Below are 24,596 nucleotides of genomic sequence, written 5' to 3' on the forward strand. Positions count from 1 at the left end.
TTCATAGGTCCCTCATTAAAAATTGGCCGAGAGGGCCAAGATGGCCACGCCTTGGCCCAGCGTCGGACCTCCGATGAGAACCGTCCTGTTCGGGGAGAGCCTTACTTGGGTATTGAGGAGGTCGGTCCCGTCCTTCTTGATCCTCACCCGTAATTCGGCTATGTGGGGTTGAGATCCCAATTGGGTCAATTCGATGGTTCGGCCCTCTTGCATCGGAATGGACGTGGGCTGGTTCGGTACGAGGTTCAACCGCTCATCCCTTAGGAGCCGATAGGAGGTATAGCGAAAGAGGGAGCCCAATTGACCATGGAGGTCCTTCAAAGCGGGATCGATGGTGCTTCCCACGTTGGAGGCTTCGATCACCCTCAATCGGGTTTGGACCTGAGCCCCGACGGGGTTGGGAAGGGAACCGAAAAGAATCCCCATCCCCAGGAGGGAGAGGATAGGGATCACGATAACGGAAATCCATTGGCGTTGCCCTCGAATAGCCATATGACGGTCACCTTCTCCTTTTCGGATTCGTAGACCATGACATTATAAACCCCGCTTTCGATAAATTCTACAACAGGTCGATCCAAATCGGAAGGGGTCTTCTTAAAGAGGAGAGGAAGGACAAACAGGAGGAGGGTTGCCGCCGTGACCACCGCAGGAACCCAGATCTTCTTTCTCATCAGGTGCGCCAGATCGAGAGAGGAGCGGAACCCTTCCCACCAAGAGGGCTCCTTTTGTTCTCGGAGGCCCCTTTCGATTTTCTCCCATATCCAAGGGAAGGTTTCGTCCTTCAAGGCCTCTTCGACAGGGGCTTTCAGGGCTGCCCTCAATCGTTCGAGACCTTGAAGGGTTTCGGTGCAGGGTTTGCAGGTGCGGAGGTGATGTTCGACGAGGGCCTTCTCCTCCTCCGTGGCCTGATGGTCGAAATATCTCTCGAGGAGTCTCGTGATGGATTGGCAAGGACCTTTCATCGGTTTCCTTCCCCTTTAAGGTGGTCTTTCAAAAGTTCCAGAAGTCTCTTCCTCCCATAATGGAGACGGGACATCACGGTGCCGATGGAACAGCCCATCGTCTCGGCAATCTCGGCATAGGAGAGTTCCTCGATCTCCCGGAGCAGGAGGGCCGATCGCTGCTCACGGGGGAGTTGATCGATCGCCCATTTCATGATGGCTTCGAGTTCCTTTCGAGCCGCCAGCTGGTCCGGCCGTCCCTCCTCCGCCTCGACGGCCCGGATGTCTCCCGTTGCTTCGAGGCTGACCCCCGGAGTCTTCTTCGACCGCCGACAATGATCGATCGCCGCATTCAGGGTCAGACGATAGAGGTAGGTCGAGAGGGTCGATTTCCCTTTGAAACCTTTTAAGGAACGGAAAAGCTTGATAAAAACTTCCTGCACCACATCGAGGGCGTCCTCCCTCCTTCGAACCACGCCGTAAGCGATCCGGTAGACCCTCCGATGGTGCTGCTCAAAGATTTCCCTCATCGCGGTCTGATCGCCTTGTTGGCAGCGCTTAATCAGCTCGGCTTCTTTCTCATCCAATCGACCTTACCTCTTTAGACGAAAGGGGATGGGAATTATTCATCTGCCTTGATTTTGGGACCCCATTAGTGTAAAACTTCCCAACAGGCTGGGCAAATGGAAGGCCTCAAGCGCATCCTCTTCCTCCTCATCGGGTGGTTCTTCATCGGGTTGGGTCTCCTGGGTCTCTTTCTCCCCTTCCTTCAAGGGATTCTCTTCCTCATGATCGGCCTTCTCATTCTTTCCACCCATAGCACCAGGGTCAAGGGGTGGGTGAGACGTTTTGAAGAACGTCATCCTCATTATCATGAGCATATGGAGAAGTGGAGGGGAAAATTGAGAAAGTGGTTTAAGAGGGGCGAAAAGGCGGAGGAGCCCTCCCGGGGGGAAGAAAAGAAGCCTCTGGGCTGAGGAGATTTCAATGCCTGAGGGGGATGTGAAAGGGTTGGAGACGCTCGAACGGATCGAAGAGAGGGCCGAGAGGCTTCGTCTGCTGTCTCATCTGGGACAGATTCTGAATTCCACCCTCGATCCCAGGGAGGTCAGGAAGAGGGCGATGGAGGCGGCCACCCAGCTCATGAAGGCCGAAGTGGGCTCACTCCTCCTCATCGACGAGGCGAAGCATCGGCTTTATTTTGAAGTCGCCTTGGGCGAGAAAGGGGAGGCGGTGAAGGAGATCGCCCTTAACCTCGGCGAGGGGATAGCGGGATGGGTGGCAGAGCAGGGGGAGCCATTGATCGTCAACACCCCCGGACAGGACCTGCGCTTTTATAAAGGGGTGGATGAGCGGACCGATTTTGAGACGAGGAATCTCATCTGCGTTCCCGTCAAGATCAAAGGAAGGACGATCGGTGTGTTGGAGGCGATCAACAAGAGGGATGGAGGGGCCTTCGACGAGGAGGACCTCCTTCTTCTCCAATCCCTCTCCGACCAGGTGGCCATCGCCCTGGACAACGCCCGACTCTACCAGGAATTGGAGGAGATGTTTTTTGAGACGGCCGAATCTCTTGCCGATGCGATCGAGAAGCGGGACCCCTATACCGGCGGGCATACGAAGAGGGTGACCCAATACAGCCTGGCCATTGCGAGGCAGCTTCGATGGAAACCCGAGGAGATGAAGTGGCTGAAGATCTCGGCGGCACTCCACGATATCGGCAAGATCGGGATCGACGATCAGATTCTACGGAAGCCGGACCGACTGGCCCCGGAAGAATACCAAGCGATTAAGCGCCATGCCGCGTTAGGGGCGGAGATCATCGACCACATCAAGCAGCTCAAGCGGATCGTCCCGGGGATCCGACATCATCATGAGCAGCTGGATGGCAAGGGGTATCCAGAGGGTTTAAGGGGAGCGGAGATCCCGGAGGTGGCCAAGATCATCGCCGTGGCCGATACCTATGATGCCATGACCACGGATCGGCCCTATCGGAAAGGAATGAGCAAAGAGGTGGCCTTCAGAGAATTGAAGAGGTGTTCGGGAACCCAGTTCGACGAGGCCGTGGTTCAGGCCTTTATCAAAGCCTATGAGGCGGGAGAGGTGTGAAGACCCTGAGTTGACCGCAGGGGGTTCGGAAGGGGCAAGGAGGTCCCTCGGCAGGGAGACCTCTGGCCTGTCCATCGAAGAGGTCCTTCAGACGTGGAAGCGGACGAAAGGGATCTCCTCCTGTATCACGGCCCTGCGGGTGTTTGAGAAGAGGGAGGGAGAATACCGGCCCGTTCCGGACTTCCTCCACCCCCTCTTGAGAGAGGCCCTGAAGTCGAAAGGGATTGCCACGCTCTACTCCCACCAGGCCGAAGCCCTGCGGTCCATTCAGGAAGGCCGCGATGTGGTCATCGTGACCCCCACCGCGTCAGGGAAGACCCTCTGTTACAACCTTCCGGTCTTGAATCAGAAGCTTTCCGACCCCTCCACCAAAGCCTTCTATCTCTTTCCTACGAAGGCCCTGTCTCAGGATCAGAGGGTTGAGCTTCAGGATCTGATCGAGAGGGTGGGGAGACCCATCCGGGCGTTCACCTATGATGGGGACACCCCGGCCGAGGCCCGGCAGGCGATCCGAAGCCAGGGCGATGTCGTCATCACCAATCCGGATATGCTCCATACGGGCATCCTTCCCCACCATACCAAGTGGGCGTCCTTCTTCCAGGGACTGAGGTTCGTGGTGATCGATGAACTCCACACCTACCGAGGCGTCTTCGGCTCCCATATGACCAATGTCTTGAGACGGTTGAAGCGGATCTGCGAATTTTACGGGGCCTCGCCCCAGTTCATCTGTTGCTCCGCCACGATCGCCAATCCGAAAGATTTGGCAGAGAGGCTTCTGGAACGGCCCACCGTTTTGATTGACCGAAACGGCGCTCCCTCCTCCGAGAAGATCTTTCTCTTCTACAACCCCCCTCTCGTCAACAAGGAGCTCGGGATCCGGGGGAACCCTCTCCATGCGGCGAGGCGACTGGCCACCCCTTTCCTCCAGAAGGGCATCCAGACCATCCTTTTTGCCACGAGCCGGCTACAGGTCGAGGTGCTGACCAAATATCTCAAGGACCGATTTGAGAAGGAGATCGGAGACAGGGGGAAGGTGAGGGGCTATCGGGGCGGTTATCTCCCGGAGGTTCGGCGGGAGATCGAAAGGGGGTTGCGAGAAGGAGCGGTGAAGGCGGTCGTCTCCACCAATGCCCTCGAACTCGGGATCGACATCGGCGACCTCGACGTCTGCCTCATCGTGGGCTACCCCGGGACCATCGCCAGCACCTACCAACAGGCCGGCAGGGTGGGGAGGCGGGGGGAGAGATCGCTGGTGGTGCTCATCGCGAGAAGCCTGCCCCTGGACCAGTTCATCGTGGAAAATCCGGACTACTTCTTCGGAAGGTCGCCGGAATATGGATTGATCAATCCCGACAACCTCCTCATCTTGCTCAGCCACCTTCAGTGCGCGGCCTTCGAGCTCCCCTTTCGGGAAGGGGAACGTTTCGGAAAAGAGGACCTGAAGGAGATGCTCCAATTTCTTGAAGAGAAGGGGATCCTCCATCAGGCGAACCGACACTGGTACTGGGCCCGGGAGGCCTATCCCGCGGAGAAGGTGAGCCTTCGGTCCTCCTCCGAGGAGAACTTCGTCGTCGTCGATACGACGAAGAAGAAGGAGGAGGTCATCGCCGAGGTCGACTTCGTCGCCGCCCATACCACCCTCTATGAGGGCGCGGTCTACCTCTGTGAATCCGAGATCTATTCGGTGGAGAGGCTGGATTACCCCAACCGGAGGGCCTATGTCAAAAAGGCCGAAGGGGATTATTACACCGAGGCCATCGACTATACCGATGTCGCCATCCTGGAAGGATTTGCGGCGAGACAGGGGGAGGGGATCGTCTATGAGCATGGCGAGGTGAGGGTCCTGACGCGCCTGGTGGGCTACAAAAAGATCAAATTCTATACCCTCGAGAACTTGGGGTACGGGAAGATCGAACTGCCGGACCTCCAATTTCACACCGCCGCTTACTGGATGACCTTTCGTAAGGAATGGCTGGATCGGTTGCCCTATTCCAGACTGGAGTTGATCGAAGGGGTGTTGGGCCTGAGTTATGCCCTCCATTCCGTCGCTTCCCTCCATCTCATGTGCGATCCCCATGACCTCAACCGCTGTGTGGGAGACCGGGGAGCCCGATGGTTCCTGCGGCTCTCGAGAGATGCCCAAGGGTGGTATTCCTTCTGCGAACCAGAGGAGGTCTCGAAGGAGACCCTCGGCCCCTTCGAGCCCACCCTCTTCCTCTACGAGAACTATCCCGGAGGGATTGGGTTCAGTCCACAGCTCTTCGACGACACACCGGTGCTTCTCGAGAAAGCGGAGAGGCTGATTTCCAAATGCGATTGCGCCCACGGATGCCCCTCCTGTGTGGGACCGGTGAAAGAGGTGGGAGAGAAGTCGAAAAGGGTGGCCCAGGCCTTGTTGAAAGAAATTTTGAGGCTCGGAGTCCAGAGGGGGTAGGGAAGATCGAGAAAAGGTCCAGTCCCCTTCCAAGGGCTTGGAAGTTTTCAATCGATGGAATTGAAAGAGCGACTTCGTCAGCTGACCTCGTTATGGAAGGCCCCCGGTCTCCCTCCCGAGGGCGGGCGGGAAGGAGACCTGAGGCGCCCTTTTGAAGAAGGATTGCCGGAAGGACGCCCCCCTTGGCATCGAGAGCCCATCCCCATCGAGAGGCTGATCGAAGGAGAGGTCGTCAACACCCCCGAGGGCACTACCTTTCGGACCGAGACATATTACCCTCCCCAATTTCGATATGGGGCGATGACCCTGGCCGAGATCCATACCATTCCCACCTATCCGGCCCACCTCCTGGTCAGGGATGATCGCCTCAAATCGCTCGACCTTCAAAAGACCCTCTTCCTCGATACCGAGACCACGGGCCTTTCAGGCGGGACAGGGACCCTGGCCTTTCTGATCGGCTTGGGATTCTTTCGCGGGGAGGGTTTTATCATCCGACAGCTCTTCGTGAGAGATTTCTCTGAAGAGAGGGCCGCCCTCTCCCTTCTCGAAGAGACGCTCACCTCCTTCGGGTTTCTCGTCACCTTCAACGGCCGCCATTATGACGTCCCCCTTCTTGAGACCCGGATGATCCTATCGAGGATACGCACCCGGATCCGGGAGATTCCCAACTTCGACCTCCTCTATCCATCGCGGAAGATCTGGCGAGGGGCCTATGAGAACTGCAGGCTGGTGACGCTCGAGGCCAGGCTCCTGGGAATGGAGCGAGAGGAGGATGTGCCCTCGGAATGGATTCCTTCCCTCTATTTCGAGTACCTTCAGACCCGGGATGCGAGAAAGATCCACCGGGTCTTCTACCACAACCGGATGGACATCCTGGCGATGGTGGCGCTCACGGCGAGGATCCATCTCATCTATCACGATCCTCAGGCCGCCCGTCCGAAGAAAGGGATCGAGCACTTCTCGCTGGGTCGGCTCTTCTGGGATCATGGGGAACGGGAGAAGGCCATCCCCTGCTTCGAGGCCGCCCTGAAACGGTGTGACGATGAACTGGCCTGGGAGGTGATGAAATGGCTTTCCATGGCATTGAAGCGGACGGGGAGGATCGAACAGGCGAGGTCGGTCTGGGAGGAGATGTTGAGCTTCCCCCACCCCAAGGATGCCCATCCCTACCTCGAGCTGGCCAAATTTCATGAGCATCGGCTGAAGGACTTTAAAAAGGCCATGGACTATGTGGACCGGGCCTTGGCCCTGACCCCTTCCCACCAAGGGAGGGAGATCGAAAGCCTCCTCCTGAGGAAGGGCCGATTGGCGAAGAAGTCCCGCAATGCGACTCCCTGAGCGGTATCGGTGGTTGCTCTGGCTCTCCCTTGCCGAGATCGGCACGATGCTCGTCTTCAACAATTACGCCGCCCTCCTCCCCATCCTTCAGAAAGAGTGGTCCTTGACCAACAGCCAGGCGGGGTGGATCTACTCCTCCTATCAGATCGGTTACCTCCTCGCCGTCGTCCTCCTGACCTCGCTCACCGATTACGTCCCGACCCCATATATCTATATCCTCTCCTCCTTCTGGGCGGGGGGGGCCGGGATGCTCTTTGCGTTCTGGGCAGAGGGGTTTAACTCCGCCCTCATCCTGAGGACGCTCATGGGCATCGGGTTTGCCGGGACCTATATGCCCGGATTGCGGATGGTCTCCGAGCGATTCGGGCCGTTCGAGAGAGGCCGGGCCGTCGGGATCTATGTGGGGACGTTCACCCTGGGAGCGGCCATCTCCCTCTTCGTCACCGGCACGCTCTATTCCCTTTACTCCTGGAGATGGGCCTTCTTCCTGACCTCCCTTGGGCCGATGCTGGGAGGGTTTCTTGCCCTCTTCACCTTCGGCAAGGGGGCTGCAGCAAAGGGAGAGGAGGGAAGGAGGATGCCCCTTCGAGAGATTTTGAACCACCGGCCGGCCTTGCGCATGATCGGGGGATATGCGGCCCATATGTGGGAGATGTTTGGGATGAGAGGGTGGATCGTCGCCTTTCTGACCGCCTGCCTCCTCACCGACCAGGGGGGCATCGAGAAGGCCACGAGCCTCAGCGCGGTGATCGCCTCCTTCGTGACGCTGGCAGGAGCCCTCTCCAATGCCATAGGCGGAGCCCTCTCCGATCGCTTTGGAAGGGTCCCCACGATCATCGTCGTGATGGTGGGGAGCAGCCTCCTCTCCCTGTCGATCGGATGGATGAGAGGCGCCCCTTTGCCCTGGATCGTGGGCCTCTCGATCCTGTATGGATTCCTGGTGACGGGAGAATCTTCGGTGCTCTCCACCGGAATCACGGAACTGGCCCCCCGGGGAGGGTTGGGAAGAACCCTGGCCCTACAATCCTTCCTCGGATGGACAGCGGCCTCCCTGTCTCCGATTGCCTTTGGGTTCGTGCTGGATCTGACCAACCCCGCGGAAGCGGCGGTTCGAACGGGATATGTCGCCAACTGGGGGTGGGCCTTCATGGTCCTGGGATTGGGAGCGATGATCGGCCCTTTCCTTCTCTGGCCTTTGAAGCAAAAACCCCTTGACAGGTAGGGATCGAATTTTTATATTATCGGGGCAAAGGGAAATGGTAGAGGTCCACGACCTCGAGAAGGAGGGAGGAAGAGCGGATGCCCACCTACGACTATCATTGCCCGAAATGCAAGAAGAAATTCTCTCTCGTGATGAGCATCAAGGATCACGATGAGGGGAAAGCCAAATGCCCCAAATGTGGCAATAAAAAGGTTGAACAGCAAATCAGTCTCTTCCAGGCCAAGACCTCGAGGAAGAGTTAACCCCTGCCATCACCCGATCCGAATCCCCCGACTCCCCCAGTCGAATCTTTCCGAGACCGAGAGGTGAGCCGTCTCGGAAGGGATATCCCTTTGCACCGAAGGGGCCTCTTTTTCCTCAGATCAACGTCCCTTCCGTCCAACCTAATTTGACGATGTCGATGCGGCCAAGATCGCTGACGCCGAGGCGATACTTCTCGTCGGCGGCGAAGATATGGGTGGGCGGTGTTTCGAGGGGTTTATCCTCTTTGAAGTAGGCGATCCGCTGGAGCTGGAGCAATCGCGCCCCCACGGCGTCGAGGGCCACCGGGTCCTTTCCGAGGAGAAGGCCCTTGTAGTCGGAGACGAATCTCGGGTCAAAGTGGTGGGGGCCACGATTATAGAACTGGGTTCGGAGGAGGCTGAGGATGTTGAGCCTCGTTTTTCCCCTGACGATCGGTTTGTTCCAAATCGAGGCCAGTGGGGAACAGGCCTCTCCATGGTAGAGCCATGGCGTCGGGACGAACATCACGTAATTCTTGATACAGCCCCCGATGCCTGACCAATGGTGGGTCCTCAAGGGGCGGACATTGATCAAGGCGGTGGAGGATTTGAAAATGGGATTGTTCAAAACCCCCCGGTCGTCGATCGCGATATTTTTCCGCGAAACGCCCGCATCCATCACCCTCCTGACGATGGCCTCTTCGAGCTCCGGAGGGGTGGGAAGATAAGGCCAGACATTGCTCTTGACGCCCACGATGTCATGGGGTTTGATCAGCCTCTTCCAGGCCTGAACGGGATCGGTCTCCTCTAAAAGGGCACAGACGCCTTCATCCAGCATCCTCTGCACGACCTTTGCGTTGAGGTGGCCCTGAGGGTCGATGGCGTTCTCGTCACGGACGAGAACCACTTTGACCCTGTCCCCTCCCTCCGATCCTCCCGTGAGCGAGGAACCTATGGCCGCACCCAACGTGGCATAGGCCGTGCTTCGGAGGAAATCCCTCCGGGTGATGATCTTGCGGAATGTCATGGGCGACCTCGTTTCAAGCGGTTCTGAGCCGATTCGATCAGGGTTTCGGCCTTTTCTTGCGAAGGTGCGTCGAAGACGATAAGGAGATACCTCTCCGTTAATGTGGCGGAGGTCCATTTTCCATTTTCCGTTTTTACGGTTTGGGTGGGCGGGGCCTCAGGCATATAGGCCTTCATAAACCTCTTCAGAGCGTTTTCCGCCTGCCTCCGTCCGGGATACTGGATCAGGAGAAGGAAGGCCCTGTCTTTCTCGCCCCCCAGGAGATAGGGGGCCAGGACCGCAGGGGTTTTCTCTCCTAAACCCAAAAGGTTTTCGTGAGCGAGGAAGTAGTGATGGTTGAGAATCTGGGGATGGCGAAAGTAACGGATGGCATTTTTCGTCAGCCCTCCTTCGGGGAGGTATTGGATCAATGTCGGAAGCGTCCCCTCCTCCTTGATCTTTTTTGCGATGGCCCTGCCGATCTTCAGGAGTTCGACCTTGGTGGTGGCGGTCTCCTTCTCAGCAAAGAGGGAGACGAAATACCTTCCTTTCCAGAACCTGAGAAGGCCGCCTCCGTAATCTGACCCCTGACCAATTCCCACCTCTTCTTCCGGCGTCTGGTAGGAAAAGATCCCGAAGGCATCTTCGGAGGCGCCCATATCGTAGAGCTCCACCACGATGGCGGGGTGGCCCTCTTTGACATATTTTCGGACCATCAGGAGGCTAAAGGCGTAGGCACGGTAAAGCTCGGCTGCACCGTCCATATATTTGAAGGCGGTCTGGCGGTCGTAAAACTCCTCCTTTCCCTCCGCCTTATAGTCCTCCAGCTGGGAGGGGAGCAATCTCCTCATCTCCCCCCTCCTCCCCTCTTTCTCGGCTGAAAAGGCGAAAGGTTGGGCGGTCATGAAGGTCCCCCAAATCAGAAGGAAAGAGGCCAGGGGAAGGATCCGGTCAGGTTTCACCATTTTGCCCCACAGGACACGATTTAAAGCAGTTGAAACAGAAGTATTGAAAGCCGATGAAGCCGGCCTGATAGAGACGCCAGAAGTGGACGTCCTTGATCATCCTCTTCTGGTCTTCGATCGGGCTTTCGGCGAATTTCGTCCAGAAGCGGATGGCGCTGCCGATGCCATAGGGCTGACTGTTTTTAAGGCACTTCATGTCGTCGGTTTTACCCTCTTCGTCGAGGGCTCCGACGGGACAACTCGTGACGCAGAGGTGGCAGCCCGTGCAGAGCGTTTCCGTGACCGGAGGATCCGAGGGCAGATCGAGGTTGGTGAGAACGGCGGTGAAAAGGACCCGGGATCCGAGCCTGGGATGGATGACGAGGTTATGCCTGCCGAGATGGCCCAATCCGGCTGCAATCGCGGCATGGCGCAGGGAGACATCGCCGATGGTTCCCTTGGTTTCGTCACTCATGTAGAGGGGGTAAGAAGGGGGAACGGTCATGGCCTTGGCCTTCAGCTCTTTTTCTAAGAAGCGGGCCAGACGATAATTGGTGGATCGGGCAAACTCGATCTCGTCGAGCCGACCGCCCATGGCGATCTGCATATTGCCGCTCTCACAATTGGAGAGGGCCTTGTGGGCGAGGACCACGATCGATCGGACCCCTGGAAAGATCGATTGAATGTCGGGAGACCTGGGGCTCCTATAGTCCCTGACGGATGCGATGCCGACATCGTCCACCCCCAGCCCCAAGAGGAAGGCTTTGATCTTCTCTTTCATGGAGAGCCTCCTGATTTCAGCCTGCCCTTCTCTTCCATTATAGGGGAAAACCCCCATGGAAAGCAAAAGGCCCCTCGCACTAATGGAGACCAAAGAGGTCAGGAAGCCAGAGGGAGAGGCCGGGGAGGTAGGTGATGATTAAAAGGGCAACGATCAGGGCAGCCACAAAGGGAAGGGCGGCCCGGGAGATGCGCTCCATCGAGATCTCGGCCAGATTGGCGGCCACATAGAGATTTAAGGCCACCGGCGGTGTCACGGTGCCGATGGAGAGGTTGACGGCCATCATCACGCCAAACCACATCGGGTCCCACCCGAAATGCCTGATCACCGGCAGGAGAATGGGGAGGAAGACATAGAAGATGGAGATGGCATCCATGATCATCCCCGCGATCAGGAGCAGGAGGTTTAAGAGCAAGAGGAGGGCGATGGGATTCTGCGAGAAGGAGAGCAGGGCCTTGGCGGCTCGATCCATGACGCCGAGGGTGGAGCCCGTCCAGGCGAAGAGCCCGGCGAAGGCGACCACGATCATGACCACGGAGGTGGCCACCGCAGCATCCCTCAGCACCTCGTAAAGGATCTTCATCTTCAGATTTCGATAAATGAAGATCCCGACCACGAGGCCATAAAAGACGGCGACGACGGCCGCCTCCGTCGGCGTGAAGATGCCCCCGTAAATCCCCCCCAGGATGATCACGGGAGCGAGCAGACCGAAGATCGCCTCCTTGAAGGCCTTCCTTATTTCGGATTTGGTTCCCCATCGCTCTCCGCCCCATCCCTTTCTTTTCGAGATGAGGTAGACCGGGATGACCAGGGCCAGCCCCATGATGAGCCCAGGGACGACCCCTGCGGCGAAGAGGCCGCTTATGGACGTTTCCGTGATCACCCCATAGACCACGAAGGCGACACTGGGCGGGATGAGGACGTCGGTCGTGGCCGCGGAGGCGACGAGGGCCGATGCAAACCCCTTGTCGTAACCCCGTTTCACCATGGCCGGGATCATGACCGCGCCGATGGCCGCCGTATCCGCAGGGCCGGTCCCAGAGATGGCTCCGAAGAAGACGCAGCCCGCCACCGCCACCAACCCCAGGCCTCCCGGAATCGGGCCGATGAGAAGGTTCAGAAGGTTGACCAACCGCCTCGAGAGCCCAACCCGGTCCATGAGGAATCCGGCAAGGATGAAGAAGGGGATGGCCAGGAGCGGAAATTTGGCGATGTTGGCGAAGAAGTTCGTCGAGATGACCATGATGCCCAGATGGTACTGATAGAGGAAGACGATCGCCGTGATCCCGACGCTGATGGCAATCGGAACCCCGAGGAAAAGGAGGAGGAAGAAGAGCCCGAAGAAGAGGATTCCCGGTTCCATCAGGTTTTTCCAGCTCTTTGACAGGCCAGGTAGGCGCCTTGAAAGATTCGAAAGATAACCAGGAGGCTCCAGATCGGCATCCCGATGGTGTACCACCATTGGGGGACCCCGATGCCGCTCGAGGTAATTTTCAAGGCCACCTCTTCTTTGATCTGGAGGATCGAGAAGTAAATCAGAAGGGCGAAGAGGATCGCTCCTAAAAGGGCACTGATCCAGAGAAGGAGTTTCCGGGCCTTGAGGGGAAGCCGGTCCGTGAGAAAGGTGAAACTGAGATGGGTCCCCTGACGGAAGGCGATGGCTGACCCCAGGAGCGTGACCCAGACGAAGAGGCTGACGACCAGCTCCTCGGTGAAGGCGAGGGAAAATTTTAGCAGGTAGCGAGAGACGATGTTGACGAACAGGATGAGGCCCATGAGGCCAAAGAGGAAGACACAGAGGACTTCTTCCAGATGGGAGGCCAGCCACTTCCCTCTTTTGAGCATCATGATTCGACCCCGACTTGCCCCCTCTCGACCCGAGATCGGAACGAAATCCTTTCCCAAGGCCAGAGGGGGCCGGAAGGGATTGGATTATTTGACGCCTTTGATCACCTTATCCGCCGCACTGACCAAATCGGCCCCGATCTCCGGTACCCACTTATCATAGACCGATTTGGTCTTGGCCTTGAAGACTTCCATGTCCTTTGCCGTGAAGACGACGACCTCCATGCCTTTCCCTTTCAGAAGGTCAATGGCCTCCGTGCTGCCCTCCAGGCCTTTTCTCGCCTCCTTGAGATTCCAGGCGGCGGCCTCCTGGGCGGCTTTGGCGATCATCTCCCGATCCTTCGGGTCGAAGCCCTCCCAGGTGGCTTTGCTCACCCCGAAGATCAGGGGGTCGATCGTGTAGTGCCAGATGGTGATATGTTTGTTCATCTCCCACAATTTGTACGGGATGATGATGGAGACGACGGGGTTCTCTTGGCCATCGACCGTCCCCTGCTGGAGCGCGGTCAGGGCCTCGGACCAGTTGATCGAGACGGGATTTCCTCCCATGGCCCTGAAGGTGTCGACGAAGATCGGGGAACCCACCACGCGGATTTTCAGCCCTTCCAGGTCTTCCGGTTTACGAACGGGCCGTTTGGAGTTGGTCAACTCCCTGTACCCATTTTCTCCCCAGGCGAGGCCGACCACCCCCCGTTCCTCGATGATCTTGAAGAGTTTCTTGCCGGGTTCCCCTGCCTTGACCGCATCGAGATGTTTGTAGTCGGGGAAGAAGAAGGGAAGGGAGAAGAGGTTGAGCTCTTTGACGGCTGGCGACCAGTTGATGGTGGAGCCGACGGCAAAATCGGCCACTCCCTGCCGGAGGATGAGGAATTCGTTGGTCTGCATCCCCGCAAAGAGCTGCCCGGCGAAGTAGCATTTGATATTGATTTTCCCTCCGGAACGCTCCTTGACCAAATCGGCGAATTTCTGTGCCGCCTGGCCCCAAGGCGTTTGGGGTCCGATGACGAGGCTCAACTTGTATTCCGGTTTGTACATGGTGGCCCCGGTTTCGCCGATCCCGAACAGGACAAGACCAAAGACGACGGTAGCGAAAAGCATCTTTCTAAACATCTTTGACCTCCTCTTCAAAGTTTCCCTTTCCCTAAGGGTGAAAATTTTTTAACAAATCCTTTCCGTTTTGACAAGGAAGGGTTGGACGCTCTTAGAACTCCTCGAAAAATGGGTGTACGAAGTCGAAGAAGGTCTGTCCGAAGGGCTTGCCTTGGAAGCCATCTACCGCAAGGGAGAGGAGAAACCCGAGGGCCACCAGGGTCAAAAAGGCGAAGAGGAGGAGGTCGTGATAGTGGTAGAAACGGCCGATCCTCTGGGCTGCCTGATGGAAGGGGGTCTTTTCGGGCTCCGAATCCCTTCCTGGCTTGGAGTAGTAGGGCGTGTCCACCCCGGAAAAGAGGAGGAGCAGCCTCGAGCCGACATAAAAGGCAAACGTCAGGAATCCGACGGAAAGGGCCGCCCCGGAGGGGGCCCCGAGGAGCCGGACGAGCCCATAGGCCAGCAGGCCATAGAGCCCCCCTCCGATGATCCCCAACGATATCCTGACCGTCAACGCATTGAAGAAGCCCATGAGGTCAACGATTCAATCTTCGGTATCTCACAAGGTTCGAAAGGGCCTTGGCCGCCCGCTCCGGTGTGGGATAGTTGGGCATCCCCGCTGCCTCAAGGCGTCCGATCTCTTCGTCCCAGATCCCCTCCGGGGCCGACATACAGCAGAGGATCGGTTTGTCGATCTCCATCCGGACCAGGGCGTCGGCCAGGGTCCCTACGGCCGAGCGGTTGGCCGAAGCGAACATGATGCAGAAGAGGAGGGCGTCGATTCGCTCGTCCTTTAAGACGGCCTCCACCGTTCCGCGAATGGCCTCGGAATCGTACCAGGCGGGTCCCATGTCTACGGGGTTGGTGCGTATGGCCAGAGGGGGCAGAAGGCGGTTGATCTTCTCCTGGGTGGTGGGGGAGAAGGGGGGGACAAGCAGTCCCTCCCGCTCACACACGTCGCAAGCGGCCATTCCAGGCCCGGCCTGTCCCGAAAGGACCGCCACCCGGTTTCCTTTTGGGAGATGAGCGAGGGCCAGGGCCTTCGCCGCATCGAGAAGTTCCTCCGAGCTGTTGACGGTGAGGATACCGGATTGCTTGAAGGCCGCCTCGTAGATTTCATGCCTGCCGGCGAGGGACCCTGTATGGAACTGGGAGGCCTTGTCTCCGGTCGAGGAACGGCCTGTTTTGTAGGCGACGATCGGTTTTCCGGCTGCTCCTGCCTTGGCCGCCTCGAGCAATCGTCTCGGCTGGTCCAGTCCTTCGAGATAAAGGGCCATCACTCCGGTATGGGGGTCCCGATCGAGATAGTCCACCATGTCCCAGAAATCGACATTACAACGGTTCCCAAGCCCCACGATCTTGCTCAATCCAACGGAGTGGCGCATCGTTAAGAAACCGAAGAGGTGGGACATCCCGCCGCTCTGGCTCACAAAGGCGATGTTTCCTCTTCTGACCCTCGAGAATTCGGGGGTGAAGGTGGCGTTCAGGGGGAGGTGGAGATTGACGATGCCGAAGGTATTGGGGCCAATGATCTTTATTCCAGACCGGTTGGCCAGTTCGGTGATCTCCCGTTGCAACAGTTCGCCCCTTCGGTCCTCGATCTCCTTGAACCCCGCCGTGATGAGGACGACGCCCCTCACCCCCTTTTCGCGGCAGACCTGAAGGGTCTTGGGCACCTGTTCGGCCGGAAGAACGATGATGGCGAGTTCCACCCTGTCAGGAATCTCGAGAAGGGAAGGGGAGGTCCGAATCCCGAAGATCTCGGCCTTTCCCGGGTTGACCGGATAGATCCGGCCGGGATAATTCCCCTCGGTCAAGCTCCTCATCACATGGGATCCGAGCTTGTTTGGGTTATCCGAGGCGCCGATAACCGCCACCGCCTCGGGTTCGAAGATGGCGTGAAGTGCCTCTCGGTCTTGGCTCATGGCTCTTCCTTTCCGGTTCCCTCGGGTCTTTCGCTCCTTTGAATCCCCTTTCGAGGAAGGCCCTCCGAGGTCCTCTCCGTCCGACCCTGGAGGGTAAGGGGTTCTGGGTAAACTTGAATATACACTGTTTTTGAAATGGAGGGAAGCCCCTCCTTTGTTGTAGAATGTAGGCAGGAAGCGTATTCGGATCCCTATCGAAGGTGAAGGATGGATCGGCCTGCCTTCCTTGCGTTGCTCCTTCTGCTCATCCTCTCCTCGATCCACGGGACGACCGAGGCCCTGGGCGGAGGCCATCCCTGTTGTCCTGAAGATCGGGAGCTTTCTTATCTCCTCCATCCCAAACCCACCCAGAGCTATTCCTACCTGGTCCGGTACGAAACCTTTTTCTCCACGGTGTTGGGGAAGGAGAAGGGGTTTTTCGTCATCCTTCCCATCGATTTTTACCAAAATCCCAAAATGCGGTATCCCCACCTTTATCTTCTTCACGGGTACAATTTCCATCGGAGGGGATGGCGTTGGAAAGCCAAATCTCCCGAAGAGGTGCGGAAGCATCTCTGCGAAGCCAAGGAGGAGGAATACCATTGGCTTCTCCATGAAGACATCGCGGTGATTGCCTATGCGATGATGGATTCAAAAAATCGGACCTATCGGGAGTTGCAACGTTCCCTGGAGGATCGGTTTTATGAGCTTTCAATCCACGGGGGTCTCCTGAAGGAGGACTACCATCCGAGGGAGATTGCCCAATCCCTTGTCCTCCATAATCTCCACCCAGGGGGAAATTTGGATGACCCCTTCCAGCCTATCCTTAAGATGGTCCTCGTTCTGCCGGACGGAGACAACGGATTCTATACCGATGAAAACGAAGGAAGGAGGCTCTTTCCCGAAACAGAAAATCGAGGGCCCTGCGATGGGTTCCACCCGAGGGAGTCTTGGAACTATTCGCTCTTCCCTTTCCTTTGGATGCAACCGGGCGCCTTAGGGCAATACGAGACCTATTTCCTCGAACTGGTCAGACATTTGGAGACCCGATCCCCTTACAGAGAGAGGCTTCTGCCCGTCAGAGGGATCGGAGGGATGTCGATGGGCGGGTTCGGGGCCATGAAATTGGGGCTGAAGTATCCCGACCTCTTCCATTCCATCAGCAGTCAGAGCGGGCTGCTGGACCTCGAGCTCCTCAGGAATCGATGGACCCTGAAGATGGTCCTCCCGGAATTTTTGGAGGTCTTCGGACGCCTCGACCCGAAGAGCCTCCCTCCGGGTTCTCGTCTCGACCTTTTTTACATCGCTTCCAACAATCCCCTCCGCCTGCTGGCAAAAAGGGGGATCAAGCGATTGCCCCCCTGGATCTATTTCGACTATGGAGAACAAGAGGGATATCCTTGGATCGTCGAAGGGAACCGGAATTTCGAGAAGGCCTTGGCCGCGGCGAGCCGCCGGATCTCGGCCCAGGCTTTCAACGGAACTTCCCAGCATAATTACCAGTTCTGGCGAAGCCGGGCAGGAAATATGCTGCGGCACCACTCGGAGGTTTTCCGGGGGCTCCTTTTAGGTCATTCCGTGTCTTCGCCCTGAGGACTACTGCTCGAGGAGCAGGCGACCGAGCCTCTCCCGCTCGATCCCCATCCATTCCCACGCCTCGACGTATACCGCTTTCCCTTTCTCGTCGTAAGGGTCGACAAGGATCTTCCTCAGAAAGAAAGGAGAATTCCTGACATGACATTCTTTGCAGCCTTTGGCCCCGAGAGCGAGGGACCCGGGCCGGACGTTGTGGTTGAGGGAGAGGTCCGTCGGTCGGGCCCTATCGTGGGGAATCTTCTCCACCGCCCCTTTTTTATCCAATCGATAGAGAAATCCTCCCTTGAGGAGGACGGGCAGCTCGGCGATGGGATTTCCGAAGCGGTCTCTTCCTTTGAGGGCGAGGAGGAAGGATCGAATCTCCTCGAGGCTGTTCACCTCTGGAACGCCGTCCCCGTTGTCATCTCGGAGGGGCGGTTTCTTCATCTCCCGGATCTTCCAGAGCGGGATGGGTCTGACGACATTCCTCTTTTCGTCCAGATCTCCCCAGTAGATCGGAAGGGCGGGCTTCACCGGTACGATCTTTCCCTTGAAATTCCTGAGACCAGGGTACCAGAGAGGGGACCTCGCTCCGGCGGAGGGGATGAAGTCCGAGGTCTCATAGATCCGTGTCTCTCCGGTGGTGTGATCATAGACGAGCTCCGCGGAAAGGGACCGGTAAGGAAGGTGGCAGGTCTGGCAGGCGATCCTCCGCAGGTGGCGGGGCGAGAAGGGGTGGCGGGGGCGGGGCGCTTTGCGATCCCTTCTTTTGTAGTGGCAGTCCTCGCAGGAAGGCATCGTCTGGTCCAGGTCGTCTCGGACCGTCAACGAGAGGGAATCTCCCTTGGCGATCTGGTGTTCCTTGTTCCCCGGATGGCAGGAGACGCACTCCATCCCTCTGGCCCGGTGGACATCCGTCTCGGGGCTCCACTCGTATCCCCTCTTCTTTTCTCCATAGGGGGCATGGCAGGACCAGCAATTCTCGGAAGGAGGCCTTCGGACGATCTGAACATGGAGGTTTTCGAAATCGGCCACCTCCTTGTTGGTGTAATCGATCCGCGGGGAGCCGGTCTGGGCCTCAGGGGTTTGTGGAGAAGGAGGTTTGAAGGTGGCCCAGCCCGCTCCTGCCGCAGGTCCGTAGCGAAACAGCCCCGCCCTCAGAAAGGCCGCGCGTTCTTTCCATCGATATCCCGGGAGGTGGCAGATGAGACAGTCCGCTTCGTTCACCCCGCTTCGGTCCCAAGGGGCGCCGTAATTCTCATGGCCTCCGCTGAAAGGGGTATAATCCCCGTCGAGGTGAGGAGGCTCGCCAAAAAATTCATAGCCAAACTTCCGTTTCGAGGGATCGTAGTAAGGGTTTCCCCTTCGATCGAACTCGGCCCATCCTCCTCCTGGATGGCAGGGGCCGCAATTCCGGACGTAGAAGAAGGTGGATCGATCCATTTCGGAAAAGGTCCGATTCGTTTTTCGGGAGAGGAGGCTCGCATCGGGTGAGAGGGGAGAGTATTTTCCATAGAGCCCGGAGGAGAGACTCCCGGGCGTTTGGGGATCGAAGGTGTCGCTCACCGCGATCTTCCCCGACCCATCCAGGCGGCCCTGTTGGAAGTGGTACCCCTTTGTGATCTGGTCGTAGTCGTGGCAGGCACCGCAGGTCTTTTTGGGGCTGTAGGGAGACTGGCTCCCCATCGTGAGGGGAGTTCCCTCGTGGTCCCTCAATACGATCTTCGGATGAGGGGAAGTCCCGGAGGAGATCGAAGAAGGAGTCGGGGAGAAGAGACCAAGGCCGGCCAGCGCGATCAAAAAGAACGACCCAAAGAGGAATCGTTTCAGCGAGGGTCACCTCCCTTCAAACAGGGTCGGTCCAAGGCCCTGGGACGGGCCCCCGAGAGCCCCTTTTTCCGACGGGCGATCTCCCGTCTGGCCATCTCCTTTGCCGAATCGGTCAAGAACCATCGGCCGATGGCCTGTTCGAGGTAGGCGAGCCAAGCGGGCTGGGAGAGGTTAAACCGGTTGGCATCGATCGCCACCCCCCTGGCCGAGTAACGCCAGAGTTTGTCCGCATCTTTCACGATCCGATCGTTGAGGGAGAGGGGCCTCTTTCTCGAATCGTGGCCACGGATGATCCGACAGATCTCCTCCGTTTTCTCTTTCGGATAACCCATCGTCTCGAGTATCGCCTTGGCGATCTTCGCCCCTTCCCGTTCATGGATCTTCATCAATTTAGGGTTGGTGGCCTTGGGTCCAAAGGCCTGGAGGTGGAGGGATGCCGGAATGGCCATCCACCCGACATCGTGAAGCAGGATCGCTGGGATGATGACCTCTTCGTCGCCCCCTTCCCTCTCGATGAGTTTCAAGGCGTAGCGGCGGGCGATCCGGGTGTGGACCAGATTACACCGGATCTGAAGAAAGGGCCTGGCCAGCTCAAAGATCTTCTGATAGGTGCTGCCCCTGCGGCTTTTCACCTCAGCCCCTTCCTTCGTTGGGTTCGAATGGAAATTATGGTATGATAATTTGATCAGGGGATCAAGATGAAGCGGATCTATCTGGACCGGAGGGTCTGGCAGGAGTCGAAAGAGAGCTGGGTGAGCTTCGAGAGCGATCCGAACCTTCGAATGACGAAGTGGAGTATTTATGGGCGCTGTGTCCCCTGCATCACCCATCTCTACGAGCAGTTACAGGCCGGCCGGGACGAAATCGAGTTGAAGGAGGCCTTCCACTGCTGGAAGGTGGTGGCGGTTCTGAACGATCAAGAGGAGTGCCTGGAGGTCCTCAAGGAGTACGAGGAACGGTTCCTCGGGGATCGCCCGGTCCGAGGGAAGTTCGGCTCGAGCCAACCGGAAAAGCCCACCAAGGTCTTGATGTTCCATACCGAGGACGAGGGGGAGAAAGACCGGCTTCTGAAGGAGCTGAAGGAGTGCGTGAAGAGGGTGAATCCGGAGGGAAAGGTCTTCTGTCAGAAGGCCTGTGCCAACCTCTACTATGAACTCCTGGGGGATTGGAGAGAGTGGAAAGAGGTGACCCGTATCAGGAATGCGGCGGTCCGTTCCGCATTGATCGAGCGGATCAAGAAATTGCTTTACTGGGAGAAAGACGGGTAGAGGAGGACCTCGATCTCGATCTCATCGCCTTCTTTTAAAGAGAGGGAGGTCTGGATCTTTTGGGAGGCGATGAGCTCCACCTTGTTTTCGGGATAATGTTCCACGAGGGGAAGAACGATGGCCCCCCTCAGGCGCTGATGGATGAGGACCGGGTAACAACGAGCCCTGCAGAAGGAGGGGTCTTCCGGGACGATTTCGATCCCCTCCCTCTTTTTGAGATCTTGGTAGGCCCGAAGCGAATCGAGGTCGTGGATCTGGAGGTTGAGGGTGCCGGGATAGGGATCGATGGAAAGTTTCTCGATGAACTGTCTTCGCACCCAGGGGATCTGGGTAAATTGATTCGCCTCTTTCAACCCCCCCACAATTTTTCCTCGAATCTTAATGGTTCAACCCTCTCTTTTTCAGATGATTTTTGACCGTTTGGCTCCCCCAGCGGGCGAAGAGGTTGTGTTCGATATGGAAGAGGTCGAGGACCTTTCCGACGGTGTGGTTGATGAGGTCATCCATCGTCTTGGGGTGGAAATAGAAGGCCGGGGCAGGCGGAAGGATGATCACCCCGAGGTCGGCCAGGTTCATCATCAGGTTGAGATGGCCTTTGTGGAGCGGGGTTTCCCGGACGACGAGGACCAGCTTTCGTCGTTCCTTGATCGTGACATCGGCGGCCCGGATCAGGAGGTTGAGGTTGAAAGAGTTGGCGATGGCCGAAAGGCTCTTAATCGAACAGGGCATGACGACCATCCCGTCGGTCTGGAAGGAACCGCTGGCGATATCGGCCCCCACATCCTTGATGTCGTAGACCACCTTGGCCAGGGCCCGGACCTCCTCGACCCTCCAATCGGTCTCCATCCGGATGGTCTTCTCGCCCGCCTCCGTGATCACCAGGTGCGTCTCCACCTTGGATCTCGAGAGGACCTCGAGCAATCGGATTCCGTAGATGGCCCCGGTGGCTCCCGAGATTCCCACGATCAACCGTTTCATCTCATTCCTTTCGCCTTGAGGTCGTGGAGAAGAGGGGAGAGCCTTCGTTTTACCTCCTCCGGGACATCGACCTTTTTGAACCCCTCGGGCCTCGGCCGCGTGGCATCCAACCCCATCTTGGCGGTGAAGAACCCCTCTCCCGCTGAAGGATCGATAGGTTGTCCCCTCATCTCGGTCAATACCATGAGGTCTCGGTCGGCCTGGAAACGGGTGGCCAGGGCCCATTCGATCTCCTGATTGCTGTGAAGGTCGATGTCCGGATTGACCGCCACTGCCTTTTTGATATGGGGAAAGGAGAGGGCCAAGGCCAGGGCCCTTCGGACCTCCGCCCGGCTATCGGTCTCTATGCTTATGACCGCATGGGAGCCGAAGGTTCCGGGGACGAAGCGTATCTCCCGGATGGCGGGGACCTCCCTTTTCATCTTTGGCACAAAGTCGAGGCCATGGACGAGGTAGAGGAGGTTGTCCACCTCGAGGCTCCAGGGCACGATGGCGTGATAGAAGGCCCCCTTTTTCAGGGTAAGGGCCGTCACCTCGATGGAGGGGCTCCTGGAGAAGCCCATGTAATAGCCGCTCGATTCTCCGAGGACCCCGTCCTCTTCCTTACCCATGGGATCGATCACGCCTTCGATCACGATCTCGGCGCGGGCGGGGATTTCGAGATCGACGGTCTCCGCCTTGACCGTCTCGATCGCCCTTCCGATGAGACCTCCCACCAGGGCGAGCTTGTCCATTCCCGGAGGGGCTTTGAGTATGGGCGCGATGAAGATCAGGGGATCCAGGCCGATGGCCGTGGCGATCTCCATCTTTCTCCGTCTCTTTTTGTACTTCTCGTAGATTTCCGAAAGGGGAGGGTTGAGCAGGGAGATCCCGAGGCGGTCTTTGCCTCTGAGTTCCATTCGGTGAAGCCCCCGTCCCATCGCGCCGGTTTCGGGATCCCGGGCGGAAGAGACCCCCGAGGTGATGTAAGGACCGGAGTCGTCCTCATAGTGGGTGAGGATGGGCAACAGCCTCCTCAGGTCGAGGCCCTTTCCCCTTTTGATGACCTCCTTGGGGGTCTCCTCGCGGACGAGGACAGGTGGGATTTCTTGTCCGAGGCGCTTAAGAAATTCCTCAAAGAGCGTTTCGGGCTCCGCCCGGAGGGCCAGGGCCAGGCGTCTTTTCGTTCCGAGAAGGTTACCGACCACGGGCACCCGATGGCCTTTGACCCGCTCAAAAAGGATCGCTGGTGAGTCCCGCTTCCCCAGCTCCGACAGGACCGCCGAGATTTCATATCGAGGGTCCAGCGGAAGCTTGATGGAAAGGAGGTCGCCTTGGGATCTCAAGGCGTCCAGAAAGTCACCCAGCCCTGAGATTGGCCTCAAGGAGGCTCCGGAAGAGATCATTGAAATTTGTTGACCTCTTTGAGGATCTTGATCGACCAGGGCCTCTCCTGGAGTTGACCCCTTCCCAGGCGGACCCACAGAAGGTCTGGGTATTTGGTCTCCGATTTGGAGACCATGGCAATGGCGTAGGTACTTCTGTATTTATAGCGGCGATCCTCAGGGGTGAGGTCTCGGACGATCATCTCCATCTCCTGGTCTTCTGGGAAGGTGTCGGGGTCTGTCAGAATGAAGGTGTCGTACTCTTTTCTGGCCATGCTCTCCCTCCTCAATCCTTGAATCCATAGGCTTTCCAGTTGGTCAAAACCTTTTCCTGAATCGCCTTGGGGTAGATATCGGGGTTGCTGAAATTGACCTTGATCGGAACCATCCCCTTCGGCCAATCGAGGGGGAAGGTGCAGTCGAAGAGGACCTGAGCGCCCCGGCTCCACTTTCGATCGGCGGGGTCGGCGAAGGGATAGAGCGGCGTTCCGGGGGCCTGTTCATATTTTCGAATGCCCCGGATGGGATGGCATTTGGTGCAGAGATCGTGAATCACCTCGTCCTTGTTGTAGATATCGGTTTTATCATCGACCACGACGACCATGTGGAACCAAGGGCTCAATTTCGATCCGAAGACGAGATTGGCAATCTGGGTGGCGATCCCGCTGTAGGCGACCTTGGTTCCGACGACGACAAGATGGTGGGTCGATTCGGGCCACATGAAGACCCCGGTGATGGGAATGCCCTGGCTTTCGAGGAGCTTTCTCATTTCAAGGCCTAATGAAAAAGATCGCAGCAATTGCCCCTCGTCGGTGGGGACGCCCATATTGGAGACCGTCAAGATGGGGTTGTTGCGGAAGGTGATGGCCTTGATCCGGTAAACGGTCCTCGGTTCTCTCGGGGAGGTCCGATAGCCCGTATACTCTCCGAAGGGCGCCTCCTCGATCAAGACGTTGGGAATGACGTCTCCCTCGATGATGATCTCGGCATGGGCCGGGACGAGGAGGTCGTTCGTTTCGCACGGGACCAGCTCCACGGGAGCGCCCATCAACATGCCCGTGAACTCGTCTTCGGGGATGGGGGAAGGGGCGCAGGCGGCCACCCCAGCCAGGGGATCGCAGCCGATGACCGTAGCAAAGGGCATGGGTTTGTTTTTGGGGACGTATTTTCCATAAAACATCTTTCCCATGTCGGAAAAGGGAAGGACCGGGCCGACCATGGTCTTTTCGTCGAAGACCGACTGTCGGTACATCCCCCAGTTGACGAATCCGTTGTCAGGATCTTTGGAGACGACGAAATGCCATGTGGCCAGATACCTCCCTCCATCTCCTCCGTGAACCATCGGGGCCGGCAACTTGAAGAGGTCAGCATCCTTGTCCAGCCAGATGTTCTCTTTACAGGGAGCCTTTTTCTTGTCGACGACGACCGGTTTGATCGGCTCTCCGGTCGTTCGCTTCACATACTCATCGGAGATTTCAGGCACGGAGGCATCTGGTTGCATGCCCATGGCGATGGCGAGCCGTTTGTAGGTGGCCAAAGGGGCCCCGAAGGCTTCGAATCCCGGATAGTCCCGAATCTTTTTAAAGTAGGGGGCAGGTGATTTCCGTTCGCAGACCCTGCGGACGATCGCGCCCATCTCAAGGTCCCAGTCCACCTCCTGGTGGATGGTGACGAGGTCGTCATGGGTCTCCAGGGCCTTGATGAATTCCCGATTATCTTTGTAAAACGTATAAGCCATCACATCCTC

26 protein-coding genes are annotated in these 24,596 nt (G+C 57.7%); 8 read left to right on the top strand and 18 right to left on the bottom strand.

The genetic code is table 11. The features are described from left to right. Positions 1-15 precede the first annotated feature (15 nt). From N3G78_11980 to N3G78_11990, 3 genes are read right to left on the bottom strand one after another with little or no spacing between them, the layout of a single operon-like run. Positions 16-453, bottom strand: coding sequence for a hypothetical protein (locus N3G78_11980; GenBank protein ID MCX8118637.1), 438 nt, complete (start codon positions 451-453; stop codon positions 16-18). Further along, positions 450-962, bottom strand: a complete 513-nt coding sequence (locus N3G78_11985; protein MCX8118638.1) for a zf-HC2 domain-containing protein — start codon at positions 960-962, stop codon at positions 450-452. The genes N3G78_11980 and N3G78_11985 overlap by 4 nt, the downstream gene beginning before the upstream one ends. Next, positions 959-1,528, bottom strand: a complete 570-nt coding sequence (locus N3G78_11990) for a sigma-70 family RNA polymerase sigma factor (protein ID MCX8118639.1) — start codon at positions 1,526-1,528, stop codon at positions 959-961. The genes N3G78_11985 and N3G78_11990 overlap by 4 nt, the downstream gene beginning before the upstream one ends. Positions 1,529-1,624: 96 nt before the next feature. Between N3G78_11990 and N3G78_11995 the strand changes: the two genes are divergently transcribed. From N3G78_11995 to N3G78_12020, 6 genes are all read left to right on the top strand, one after another. Then, on the top strand, positions 1,625-1,918 hold the full coding sequence (locus N3G78_11995; GenBank protein ID MCX8118640.1) for a DUF454 family protein: 294 nt from the start codon (positions 1,625-1,627) through the stop codon (positions 1,916-1,918). A 10-nt stretch (positions 1,919-1,928) separates the two neighbouring features. After that, positions 1,929-3,050 carry a GAF domain-containing protein gene (locus N3G78_12000; protein MCX8118641.1) on the top strand — a complete coding sequence of 374 codons (1,122 nt, stop codon included), beginning with the start codon at positions 1,929-1,931 and terminating at the stop codon, positions 3,048-3,050. Continuing rightward, positions 3,031-5,484: a DEAD/DEAH box helicase gene (locus N3G78_12005; GenBank protein ID MCX8118642.1), complete on the top strand. Its 2,454-nt coding sequence runs from the start codon at positions 3,031-3,033 to the stop codon at positions 5,482-5,484. Before N3G78_12000 ends, N3G78_12005 begins: the two co-directional genes overlap by 20 nt. 162 nt (positions 5,485-5,646) lie before the next feature. Then, entirely contained in the window at positions 5,647-6,822 is a 1,176-nt protein-coding gene (locus N3G78_12010) for a ribonuclease H-like domain-containing protein (GenBank protein ID MCX8118643.1), read from the top strand. Further along, the gene (locus tag N3G78_12015; GenBank protein MCX8118644.1) at positions 6,809-8,044 is read left to right on the top strand and encodes an MFS transporter; all 1,236 of its coding nucleotides are present in this window, start codon (positions 6,809-6,811) and stop codon (positions 8,042-8,044) included. The genes N3G78_12010 and N3G78_12015 overlap by 14 nt, the downstream gene beginning before the upstream one ends. A gap of 77 nt (positions 8,045-8,121) precedes the next feature. Beyond that, on the top strand, positions 8,122-8,286 hold the full coding sequence (locus tag N3G78_12020; GenBank protein MCX8118645.1) for a zinc ribbon domain-containing protein: 165 nt from the start codon (positions 8,122-8,124) through the stop codon (positions 8,284-8,286). 115 nt (positions 8,287-8,401) lie between these two features. Here the strand turns inward: N3G78_12020 and N3G78_12025 are convergent, their stop codons facing one another. The 8 genes from N3G78_12025 to N3G78_12060 all read right to left on the bottom strand — a co-directional run bounded on the left by N3G78_12025 (position 8,402) and on the right by N3G78_12060 (position 15,855). After that, positions 8,402-9,292 (bottom strand): DUF362 domain-containing protein, encoded by an 891-nt coding sequence (locus N3G78_12025; GenBank protein MCX8118646.1) that lies wholly within the window; start codon positions 9,290-9,292, stop codon positions 8,402-8,404. Further along, positions 9,289-10,122: a hypothetical protein gene (locus tag N3G78_12030; protein MCX8118647.1), complete on the bottom strand. Its 834-nt coding sequence runs from the start codon at positions 10,120-10,122 to the stop codon at positions 9,289-9,291. Before N3G78_12030 ends, N3G78_12025 begins: the two co-directional genes overlap by 4 nt. 100 nt (positions 10,123-10,222) lie before the next feature. Further along, positions 10,223-10,996, bottom strand: coding sequence for a 4Fe-4S binding protein (locus N3G78_12035; GenBank protein ID MCX8118648.1), 774 nt, complete (start codon positions 10,994-10,996; stop codon positions 10,223-10,225). A 79-nt stretch (positions 10,997-11,075) separates the two neighbouring features. After that, entirely contained in the window at positions 11,076-12,359 is a 1,284-nt protein-coding gene (locus N3G78_12040; protein ID MCX8118649.1) for a TRAP transporter large permease, read from the bottom strand. Beyond that, positions 12,359-12,841, bottom strand: a complete 483-nt coding sequence (locus N3G78_12045; GenBank protein MCX8118650.1) for a TRAP transporter small permease — start codon at positions 12,839-12,841, stop codon at positions 12,359-12,361. The genes N3G78_12040 and N3G78_12045 overlap by 1 nt, the downstream gene beginning before the upstream one ends. Before the next feature lie 87 nt (positions 12,842-12,928). After that, positions 12,929-13,951, bottom strand: coding sequence for a DctP family TRAP transporter solute-binding subunit (locus N3G78_12050; protein MCX8118651.1), 1,023 nt, complete (start codon positions 13,949-13,951; stop codon positions 12,929-12,931). Between the two features lie 91 nt (positions 13,952-14,042). Next, the gene (locus N3G78_12055; GenBank protein MCX8118652.1) at positions 14,043-14,462 is read right to left on the bottom strand and encodes a hypothetical protein; all 420 of its coding nucleotides are present in this window, start codon (positions 14,460-14,462) and stop codon (positions 14,043-14,045) included. A gap of 4 nt (positions 14,463-14,466) precedes the next feature. Further along, positions 14,467-15,855 carry a CoA-binding protein gene (locus N3G78_12060; protein ID MCX8118653.1) on the bottom strand — a complete coding sequence of 463 codons (1,389 nt, stop codon included), beginning with the start codon at positions 15,853-15,855 and terminating at the stop codon, positions 14,467-14,469. A gap of 207 nt (positions 15,856-16,062) precedes the next feature. Between N3G78_12060 and N3G78_12065 the strand changes: the two genes are divergently transcribed. Continuing rightward, positions 16,063-17,427, top strand: a complete 1,365-nt coding sequence (locus N3G78_12065; GenBank protein MCX8118654.1) for an alpha/beta hydrolase-fold protein — start codon at positions 16,063-16,065, stop codon at positions 17,425-17,427. A gap of 3 nt (positions 17,428-17,430) precedes the next feature. On the opposite strand, the gene N3G78_12070 is transcribed toward N3G78_12065, so the two are convergent. Next, entirely contained in the window at positions 17,431-19,095 is a 1,665-nt protein-coding gene (locus N3G78_12070; GenBank protein ID MCX8118655.1) for a hypothetical protein, read from the bottom strand. 140 nt (positions 19,096-19,235) lie between these two features. Next, positions 19,236-19,871, bottom strand: coding sequence for an HD domain-containing protein (locus N3G78_12075; protein ID MCX8118656.1), 636 nt, complete (start codon positions 19,869-19,871; stop codon positions 19,236-19,238). Between the two features lie 66 nt (positions 19,872-19,937). On the opposite strand from N3G78_12075, the gene N3G78_12080 reads away from it, so the two are divergent. Next, entirely contained in the window at positions 19,938-20,507 is a 570-nt protein-coding gene (locus tag N3G78_12080; GenBank protein MCX8118657.1) for a hypothetical protein, read from the top strand. Here the strand turns inward: N3G78_12080 and N3G78_12085 are convergent. Genes N3G78_12085 through ppcA form a run of 5 tightly spaced genes read right to left on the bottom strand, consistent with a single transcriptional unit; the run spans position 20,486 to position 24,587 of the window. Continuing rightward, positions 20,486-20,869: a CTP-dependent riboflavin kinase gene (locus N3G78_12085; protein MCX8118658.1), complete on the bottom strand. Its 384-nt coding sequence runs from the start codon at positions 20,867-20,869 to the stop codon at positions 20,486-20,488. The genes N3G78_12080 and N3G78_12085 overlap by 22 nt on opposite strands. Before the next feature lie 16 nt (positions 20,870-20,885). Further along, positions 20,886-21,485, bottom strand: a complete 600-nt coding sequence (locus N3G78_12090; protein ID MCX8118659.1) for a UbiX family flavin prenyltransferase — start codon at positions 21,483-21,485, stop codon at positions 20,886-20,888. Next, positions 21,482-22,870, bottom strand: a complete 1,389-nt coding sequence (locus tag N3G78_12095; GenBank protein ID MCX8118660.1) for a UbiD family decarboxylase — start codon at positions 22,868-22,870, stop codon at positions 21,482-21,484. Before N3G78_12095 ends, N3G78_12090 begins: the two co-directional genes overlap by 4 nt. After that, positions 22,867-23,124, bottom strand: a complete 258-nt coding sequence (locus N3G78_12100; GenBank protein ID MCX8118661.1) for a phenylphosphate carboxylase subunit gamma — start codon at positions 23,122-23,124, stop codon at positions 22,867-22,869. Before N3G78_12100 ends, N3G78_12095 begins: the two co-directional genes overlap by 4 nt. 11 nt (positions 23,125-23,135) lie before the next feature. Continuing rightward, positions 23,136-24,587 carry a phenylphosphate carboxylase subunit alpha gene (gene ppcA / locus N3G78_12105; protein ID MCX8118662.1) on the bottom strand — a complete coding sequence of 484 codons (1,452 nt, stop codon included), beginning with the start codon at positions 24,585-24,587 and terminating at the stop codon, positions 23,136-23,138. Positions 24,588-24,596 lie beyond the last annotated feature (9 nt).

This window comes from Thermodesulfobacteriota bacterium (genome assembly GCA_026415035.1).
GTDB lineage: Bacteria > Desulfobacterota > BSN033 > BSN033 > UBA1163 > RBG-16-49-23.

Excerpts from the sequence above, each read along its gene's own strand:
- N3G78_12000 (MCX8118641.1), top strand. The coding sequence starts at position 1,929 with ATGCCTGAGGGGGATGTGAAAGGGTTGGAGACGCTCGAACGGATCGAA.
- N3G78_12005 (MCX8118642.1), top strand. The coding sequence starts at position 3,031 with ATGAGGCGGGAGAGGTGTGAAGACCCTGAGTTGACCGCAGGGGGTTCG.
- N3G78_12065 (MCX8118654.1), top strand. The coding sequence starts at position 16,063 with ATGGATCGGCCTGCCTTCCTTGCGTTGCTCCTTCTGCTCATCCTCTCC.
- N3G78_12035 (MCX8118648.1), bottom strand. The coding sequence starts at position 10,996 with ATGAAAGAGAAGATCAAAGCCTTCCTCTTGGGGCTGGGGGTGGACGAT.
- N3G78_12055 (MCX8118652.1), bottom strand. The coding sequence starts at position 14,462 with ATGGGCTTCTTCAATGCGTTGACGGTCAGGATATCGTTGGGGATCATC.
- N3G78_12100 (MCX8118661.1), bottom strand. The coding sequence starts at position 23,124 with ATGGCCAGAAAAGAGTACGACACCTTCATTCTGACAGACCCCGACACC.
- N3G78_12015 (MCX8118644.1), top strand. The coding sequence starts at position 6,809 with ATGCGACTCCCTGAGCGGTATCGGTGGTTGCTCTGGCTCTCCCTTGCC.
- N3G78_12095 (MCX8118660.1), bottom strand. The coding sequence starts at position 22,870 with ATGATCTCTTCCGGAGCCTCCTTGAGGCCAATCTCAGGGCTGGGTGAC.
- N3G78_12045 (MCX8118650.1), bottom strand. The coding sequence starts at position 12,841 with ATGCTCAAAAGAGGGAAGTGGCTGGCCTCCCATCTGGAAGAAGTCCTC.
- N3G78_12050 (MCX8118651.1), bottom strand. The coding sequence starts at position 13,951 with ATGTTTAGAAAGATGCTTTTCGCTACCGTCGTCTTTGGTCTTGTCCTG.
- N3G78_11995 (MCX8118640.1), top strand. The coding sequence starts at position 1,625 with ATGGAAGGCCTCAAGCGCATCCTCTTCCTCCTCATCGGGTGGTTCTTC.
- N3G78_12070 (MCX8118655.1), bottom strand. The coding sequence starts at position 19,095 with ATGGGGAGCCAGTCTCCCTACAGCCCCAAAAAGACCTGCGGTGCCTGC.
- N3G78_12040 (MCX8118649.1), bottom strand. The coding sequence starts at position 12,359 with ATGGAACCGGGAATCCTCTTCTTCGGGCTCTTCTTCCTCCTCCTTTTC.
- N3G78_12025 (MCX8118646.1), bottom strand. The coding sequence starts at position 9,292 with ATGACATTCCGCAAGATCATCACCCGGAGGGATTTCCTCCGAAGCACG.
- N3G78_12060 (MCX8118653.1), bottom strand. The coding sequence starts at position 15,855 with ATGAGCCAAGACCGAGAGGCACTTCACGCCATCTTCGAACCCGAGGCG.
- N3G78_11985 (MCX8118638.1), bottom strand. The coding sequence starts at position 962 with ATGAAAGGTCCTTGCCAATCCATCACGAGACTCCTCGAGAGATATTTC.
- N3G78_12080 (MCX8118657.1), top strand. The coding sequence starts at position 19,938 with ATGAAGCGGATCTATCTGGACCGGAGGGTCTGGCAGGAGTCGAAAGAG.
- ppcA (MCX8118662.1), bottom strand. The coding sequence starts at position 24,587 with ATGGCTTATACGTTTTACAAAGATAATCGGGAATTCATCAAGGCCCTG.
- N3G78_12090 (MCX8118659.1), bottom strand. The coding sequence starts at position 21,485 with ATGAAACGGTTGATCGTGGGAATCTCGGGAGCCACCGGGGCCATCTAC.
- N3G78_12020 (MCX8118645.1), top strand. The coding sequence starts at position 8,122 with ATGCCCACCTACGACTATCATTGCCCGAAATGCAAGAAGAAATTCTCT.
- N3G78_12030 (MCX8118647.1), bottom strand. The coding sequence starts at position 10,122 with ATGAGGAGATTGCTCCCCTCCCAGCTGGAGGACTATAAGGCGGAGGGA.